A 6,365-nucleotide genomic window follows, 5' to 3' on the forward strand; every position below is an offset into this window, starting at 1 on the left:
TGGCGGGTCAGCGCCCCCTAATCGGGGGAAGAGCCGACGCCGAAGTACACCGAGCCAGCGCCGTCCGCGTACGCGCGTCCGCGCCCGATTAGCCGCTGCCTGAACGCGCTCATCCCCCGGACGCGCCCGGTGGCGCGGGGCGCCTATGTGGGGCCGCGGGTCCCCCGCCGCTCCAGCCCGGCCCCGCACCCCGCACGCCCTCCTCCGGGTTCTCCCCGGGCCCGTTCCGGGCCAGCTCCGGGAAGAATCATCCTAAGGACGGACGCCGCAGCGACCATCGATCGTTCAGGATATGCCCAGCAAATCCCCGTCGGCCGCGCGCCGACCCTGTGAAAGGCACTCGATGGAGACCCTGCGGCGTTACGTCTTCCCCCTGGTCTGGATGGTGATCCTGGCCGTGATCGCCCTGGCGCTGGTGAAGATCGCGTTCTTCCCCAGTACGGCGTCGGGCACGCAAGAGGACCCTGTGTTCCCCGAGGCGAGCGTGGACGCGTACGCGACGGTGCCGGTGCAGCGCGGTGACGTGAGCTCCTCCCTCGAGCTGGATGCGGTGATCACCCCGGATCCCGGCACCGCCCTGAAGGCGAACGCCAGCGGGGACGTCACGAAGATCTGGGCGCCGAATGGGACGAAGGTCGCCAAGGGCGATCGGATCCTGCAGGTGCGCGTGGAGGAGGGCGCCTCGCTCCCGGAGCCTGCCGAGCCCGCGGACCCCACCGATCCCGAGGCCGCGGACGGCGCCGACGCCGCACCCGCCCAGGAGCCTGCGGCCCCCGCCCCGCAGTACCGCTACATCAATCTCTACGCCCCGGCCGATGGCACCGTGCGCGGCCTCGAGGTCGAGGAGTGGGACAGCATCGGGCAGGGCGATGGGCTGGGCAGCATCTCGCCCGGCACGTACTCGGCCGTCGCCTCCCTCACCCCCGAGCAGCAGCTGTCCCTGCTGGACATCAAGCTCAAGGCCACCCTCACCCTGCCCGGCTCCGATGAGCCGCTGACCTGCAAGGACCCAAGCATCGCCGAGGACACCGAGGTGGACCCCGATAAGGCCACCGAGTCCCCGAGCGAGGAGGAGCTCTACGGACCCGACGGGATGCCCGTGGACTCCGGCTCGGACGTCTCGGCCGCGCAGATCGTGTGCCCGGTGCCGCAGGACGCGAAGGTGGTCCCGGCGCTCACGGTGCCGATGATCGTGAACCTCGGCTCGGCGCATGATGTGCTGCTGGCGCCCGCCACGGCCGTCGTCGGGGAGGGCACCAGCGGGCAGGTGTTCGTCCTCGATGACGCCACTGGCGCGCCCGCGCCCGTGGATGTCACCCTGGGCAAGCGCGACGACGGGATGGTCGAGATCACCGAGGGCCTCGAGGAGGGGCAGGAGATCCTCGAGTTCGCCCCCGGCGTGGACTCGCCCGAGGACCCGATGGGCGGCATGTGGTGAGCGCGCCCCACACAGATCCCGCGCCCCAGGGGGCCGATGCTCCCCCGGTGCCCGCTGCGCCCCACCCGCCCCTGCTCGAGCTGCGCGATCTGCGCCGCTCAGTGCGCCTGCCCGATGGCGAGGACCTGCACATTCTGCGCGGCGTGGACCTGACCGTGCACCGCGGCGAGAACGTCGCGATCGTGGGCCGCTCCGGCTCCGGCAAGACGACGCTGCTGAACCTGCTGGGTCTGATCGACCGGCAGACCGGCGGAGAGCTGCTGTTCGACGGCATGGACGTCTCGCGTCTGCCCGAGCGGCGGCGGGCCCGGCTGCGCGGCGCCTCCATCGGCTTCGTGTTCCAGCAGTTCAACCTGCTCGATGGCCGCACCGCGCTCGAGAACGTGATGATGCCGCTGATGTACGCATCGGCCGGGAAGTTCTGGCGTCGCGAGAGACTCGCGATGGAGATGCTGGAACGAGTGGGGCTCGCCGGCCGCGCCCAGCAGATGCCCGCGAAGCTCTCCGGCGGTGAGCAGCAGCGCGTGGCGGTGGCCCGCGCCCTGGTGCGCTCCCCGCGGCTGATCCTCGCCGATGAACCCACCGGCGCGCTCGATGTCACCACCGGGGAGGCGGTGATGGGGCTGCTGGATGAGATCGCCCGCGACTGTGATGCAGCGCTCGTGACCATCACCCATGACCTGCAGGTCGCGGCGATGTCGCAGCGCTCCTTCCTGCTGGATGAGGGCACTTTGCATGATGTCGCCTCGGCCGATGCGCGCGATGCGCTGGCCGGGACCGTCGGCATCCGCGCCGGACGGGAGGCGGTGGCATGACCGGGCTGATCGCCTCCATCGTGGAGGCCTACGGGGAGCTGCGCGTCAACAAGGGCCGGATCCTGCTGTCCCTGATCGGCGTGGCGTTCTCGGTGTTCGCGCTGACGCTCGTGATGGGCGGCGGGTCGATGCTCTCCGGGGCGCTGCAGCAGTCCCAGGAGCAGTGGACCGGCCGGCACGCCACCTTGCAGATCTTCTCGATGGGAGAGGGGTCCGAGGGCGCACCTCCCGCCGATGAGGTGGTGCTCCAGGAACTCGAGCAGATGGGCATCACCCAGCGCACCCGCGTCGTCAACGACCAGCTGCGCATCCAGACCCCGAGCGGGGTGCGCTACACCGAGGCGATGGGCGTGGACCCGGCCTACGGGGCCATGTTCCGGGTGCAGATGCAGCAGGGCCGCTGGCTGGCCGACTCCGATCAGCAGCGCCTGGCCCCCGCCCTGGTGGTGAATGAAGCGCTGTACGAGGTGCTGGGTCGCCCGGAGCTGGGCACCGAGCCGGTCACCGTGTACGGGCCGCGGGGCGCGGAGGACTCTGCGCAGATGATCGTGGTGGGCGTGGTGGAGTCGTCCGAGGGCGACTGGCTGCAGGCGTACATCCCAGCGGGAGCGATGGGCTCCCTGCCGGGCCGGGACGAGGCGCCGATGGTCAGCGATTTCCGGGTGTGGGTGCCCGCGGAGCAGAGCTCGGAGATCCGGGACCTGCTGGCCTCGCGGCTGCAAAGCACCCCGGCGGGCTCCTTCGACGTCTCCGAATCCTCCATCAGCGAGGAGGACCAGGGGCTCGGCGCAGTGAAGGCCGGCGTGACCGCGGTGGCACTGGTGATCCTGGTGCTCGGCGCCCTGGGGCTCGTGAACATCTCGCTGGTGACGGTGCGATACCGGGTGCGGGAGATCGGGATCCGACGCTCCTACGGCGCAACCGGTGGGCGGATCTTCGTGGGGGTGCTCATGGAGTCAGTGGTCGCCACGGTCATCGCCGGCGCCGTCGGTGTCACCGCCGCGGTGGCGCTCATGAAATCGCCGTGGGTCACGGACTTCCTGCGCGGGAACGGGCTGGTGGAGATTCCGCCGTTCCCCGTCGAGGCGGTGCTCATGGGGCTTGCCGCAGCGACGGCAGTGGGTGTGCTCGCGGGGGCGCTGCCCGCCCTGATCGCCACGCGCATCAAGGTGATCGACGCGATCCGCAGCTGAGGCCGGCGGGGTTCTCGGGTCAGCCCCGGGGGCCCCGCGGTCCCCGCGCCCTCAGGCCGCGCGCTCGGCGGCCAGGCGGCGCCGCCGCTCGGCCTGCGCCCGGCCCTGCGCGGCATGCGCCTGCGAGGCTGCGGCGGAGAGCCCCAGGTCCTCGATCTGCAGCGGATGGGCGAGCGCGCCGAAGGGCCGCTCGGAGCTCACGTCGCCGTCGGCGCTGATGTGCAGCAGCTCCCCGGAGTCCATGAGTCGCCACGCCGGGTCATCGTCCATCGGCTCCGAGGCGATGACGATGCTGCGCACATCGGTGAGGTCATCGCTGTGCGCGCGCAGGGTCTGGGAGGACTGCTCGAGCGCCTCGCGGGGATTCTCGGCGGTGGCGGTGCGCTCCAGGACCCACAGCTCGTTCGTGGCCGGCAGGCGCACCGCCACCAGCTCACCGTCCTTCATGGCCAGCAGGTTCACCGAGTACACGGGGCAGTGGTTGCCGATCCACTGCAGCGCCGCCTCGACGCCGGCGCGCAGATCCCCGTCGTGCCGCCCCACCTCCCCGGTGACCAGCGCGGACATCCACTCGCTGTCGGTGGTGCCGTGGACGTGATGGGCGGCGCCCAGCTCCCGCACTCGCTCGCGCAGCTCATCGGTCACCTCGAGCACACCGTTATGGGCGGTGATGATGCCGTCCTGCAGGAAGGGGTGGGTGTTCTCGTCGGTGTGGACGGTGCCGGAGGACAGCCGCACGTGGCCGATCATTGCGCGGGTGTGCAGGCGCGTGGCGACGGTGTGGAAGCGCTCAGAGTCGTAGGCGGCCACGGGGCGCTTGGCCACCCGCGCCTCGCCGCTCTCGTCCAGCCAGCCGATCCCGGTGCCGTCGGCATTGAAGCGCGACTGGTTGACCAGGGAGTATGGCGCATCGAGCAGCCAGAACTCGGCGGTGACGGGGGCATCGGCGTGGAGAGCGAAAAGTCGGCACATGACCCGACCACTGTAGGACGCGGCCTGAATCGGCGCAGTGAAGCTCGCCACCGGGGCGCGAGGATGGCGTGATGGCGCAGATCCTGCTGATCGAGGACTCCCCCGAGGTGCACGCCCTGGTGGAGGAGACGCTGCGCGCTGAGGGGCATCAGGTGCGCGGGGCGCGCGACAAGGCCCGCTTCTCCCCCGGTGCGCTGGGGCGCCTCGTGCGGCTCGCCGCGGACGGGACTGCCGGCCCGGCGGGGCTGCGGGGAGCAGTGGGGCTGCGGGGACAGGCGGCGGGGCCGTGCCCGGTGGCGTGACGGAGCGGGAATGGGAGGTCGCGCGGATGGCCGCCCAGGGCCTGACGAACCAGGAGATCGGCGAGCAGCTGTACATGTCCGTCGCGACCGTGAAGACGCACCTGGGGCGGATGTACCACAAGCTCGACGTCACCAACCGCGTGCAGCTCGCGATCCGGGTGCTCGAGCTGGGGGGATGAGGGGCCGCGGCGCCGCGAGGTCAGCGGCACTTGCGGAACGTCTTGCCGCCTGGCATGCCGTAGCGCTTCCCGGTGTACCCGCCATCATCGGCGTGGGGAATCTCCGGTCCGTAGGGGACGCAGCTCGAGCCGCCCGAACCCGAGGACTGCTTCTGGGGCGCAGGCTGGGGCGCCGGGACAGGTTTCTGCTGCTGCGGGGCCGGCTGGGGCTGCTGCGGCGCGGGCTGCTGCGGCGCGGGGGCGGGGGTCGATCGGGCGGCACGCTCGCGCTCCTCCTGCCGCTCGCGTTCCTCGCGCTCTTCGCGTTCCTTGCGCTCGCGCTCTTCGCGTTCCTCGCGCTCGCGCCGCTCCCGCTCCTCGCGCTCCTTCTTCTTCCGCTCCTGCTCTTCGGCGTACGCGCGCCCCTGCTCCTCCAACTCCTCGTGGCGCTTGTCGGCGCGCTCGTGCACGTCCTTGGCATCCTGACGCCAGCGGTGAACGGTGTCCTTCACCAGCGGTGCAGCCAGCACCGCATTGTGCAGGCCCCGCAGTCCGTCGGGGTCGATCGCGTCGATGAACACCTCGAGGTCCTCGACCGCCGTGGCGGCCTCCGCGATCGCGTCCGTCGGGTCGCCCTCGACCGTCGCCGGCAGCTGCTCGGCCGCAGATGCGAGGGTCTGCAGCTGGGCGGGGATCGTGCAGTCCGTCTCGGTGCCGAACAGGCCGAGTCCCTGCTCCTGGGCGTCCGCCGCGGCGCTGCGCACCTCCGACAGGAAACGATCGTTGGGTTTGAACACCACGGGGACCCCCAGGCCCGCTGCGGCGATCTCCGCATTGATCAGGGAATCGGATTCGAAGACCCCGGCGAGAGTGCGGCCGTAAGGGTCCTCGCGCTCCTGGTCGTATTCCAGTTGGATCTTGGTGCCCTCGGGCAATCGGTCGGTGAGAAACGCGGTGGCTTCCGGACCGAGGCACTGCACTGGCTGGCCGGGATGCTTGGTCTCCGGGGTGTCGATGTTCAGCAGCCGGATCGTGGTCTTCTCCCCCGCCACGAGCGCGACGATCGTGTCGCCGTCGATGACCCGGACCACCTCGCCGACGCCGTCGTCCTTGCCGAACGCGGCATGGACCGCGTTCACGCCGATCACGAGGGCTGCCACAGTCCCCAGGACCTGCACGATCCGTCGTTTCGGGGTGCCCACCGCGCTCATCGCCTGCCACCTTTCCGGCAGACTCCTTCCGCCGCCGGCACCATCATCGGGCATAGGTCCGACGTGCGGCGGGAAAAGGACCCGGTACCGCGGACCTCACATCGGTGCGCGGCGGGGCGGGGCGGGGGCGGGGTCTTTTACACAACTCCCAGCCCCCCAGGCCAGGCAAGGGCTCGGATGCCGGCCTCTGCTTTGAAAAAAAAAAAAACACAACGCCTGCCCCTCGTCCCTCTACCTTCTCATCTATCAACCGCTCTCTTCCTCTCCCCCCCTCTT

Annotated in this window: 7 protein-coding genes; 5 read left to right on the top strand and 2 right to left on the bottom strand. The window is 70.8% G+C overall.

Annotation, left to right across the window (positions count from 1 at the left end; translation table 11 throughout):
- Positions 1–343 precede the first annotated feature (343 nt).
- Genes MU407_RS13325 through MU407_RS13335 form a run of 3 tightly spaced genes read left to right on the top strand, consistent with a single transcriptional unit; the run spans position 344 to position 3,446 of the window.
- Positions 344–1,438, top strand: a complete 1,095-nt coding sequence (locus MU407_RS13325) for an efflux RND transporter periplasmic adaptor subunit (RefSeq protein ID WP_246958205.1) — start codon at positions 344–346, stop codon at positions 1,436–1,438.
- A gap of 47 nt (positions 1,439–1,485) precedes the next feature.
- Positions 1,486–2,253 carry an ABC transporter ATP-binding protein gene (locus MU407_RS13330; protein ID WP_233191000.1) on the top strand — a complete coding sequence of 256 codons (768 nt, stop codon included), beginning with the start codon at positions 1,486–1,488 and terminating at the stop codon, positions 2,251–2,253.
- Positions 2,250–3,446, top strand: coding sequence for an ABC transporter permease (locus tag MU407_RS13335; protein ID WP_246958207.1), 1,197 nt, complete (start codon positions 2,250–2,252; stop codon positions 3,444–3,446). Before MU407_RS13330 ends, MU407_RS13335 begins: the two co-directional genes overlap by 4 nt.
- A 51-nt stretch (positions 3,447–3,497) precedes the next feature.
- Here the strand turns inward: MU407_RS13335 and MU407_RS13340 are convergent, their stop codons facing one another.
- The gene (locus tag MU407_RS13340) at positions 3,498–4,418 is read right to left on the bottom strand and encodes a class II glutamine amidotransferase (RefSeq protein WP_246958209.1); all 921 of its coding nucleotides are present in this window, start codon (positions 4,416–4,418) and stop codon (positions 3,498–3,500) included.
- Positions 4,419–4,489: 71 nt separating this feature from the next.
- On the opposite strand from MU407_RS13340, the gene MU407_RS13345 reads away from it, so the two are divergent.
- Together MU407_RS13345 and MU407_RS13350 are read left to right on the top strand one after the other, a co-directional pair.
- Positions 4,490–4,720: a hypothetical protein gene (locus tag MU407_RS13345; RefSeq protein WP_246958211.1), complete on the top strand. Its 231-nt coding sequence runs from the start codon at positions 4,490–4,492 to the stop codon at positions 4,718–4,720.
- Positions 4,717–4,899, top strand: a complete 183-nt coding sequence (locus tag MU407_RS13350; RefSeq protein ID WP_246958214.1) for a response regulator transcription factor — start codon at positions 4,717–4,719, stop codon at positions 4,897–4,899. The genes MU407_RS13345 and MU407_RS13350 overlap by 4 nt, the downstream gene beginning before the upstream one ends.
- Positions 4,900–4,919: 20 nt before the next feature.
- Here the strand turns inward: MU407_RS13350 and MU407_RS13355 are convergent, their stop codons facing one another.
- Positions 4,920–6,089 carry a thermonuclease family protein gene (locus tag MU407_RS13355; protein WP_246958216.1) on the bottom strand — a complete coding sequence of 390 codons (1,170 nt, stop codon included), beginning with the start codon at positions 6,087–6,089 and terminating at the stop codon, positions 4,920–4,922.
- Between the last annotated feature and the right edge of the window lie 276 nt (positions 6,090–6,365).

Source organism: Brachybacterium sp. Marseille-Q7125 (assembly GCF_023062615.1).
Classification (GTDB): Bacteria; Actinomycetota; Actinomycetes; order Actinomycetales; family Dermabacteraceae; genus Brachybacterium.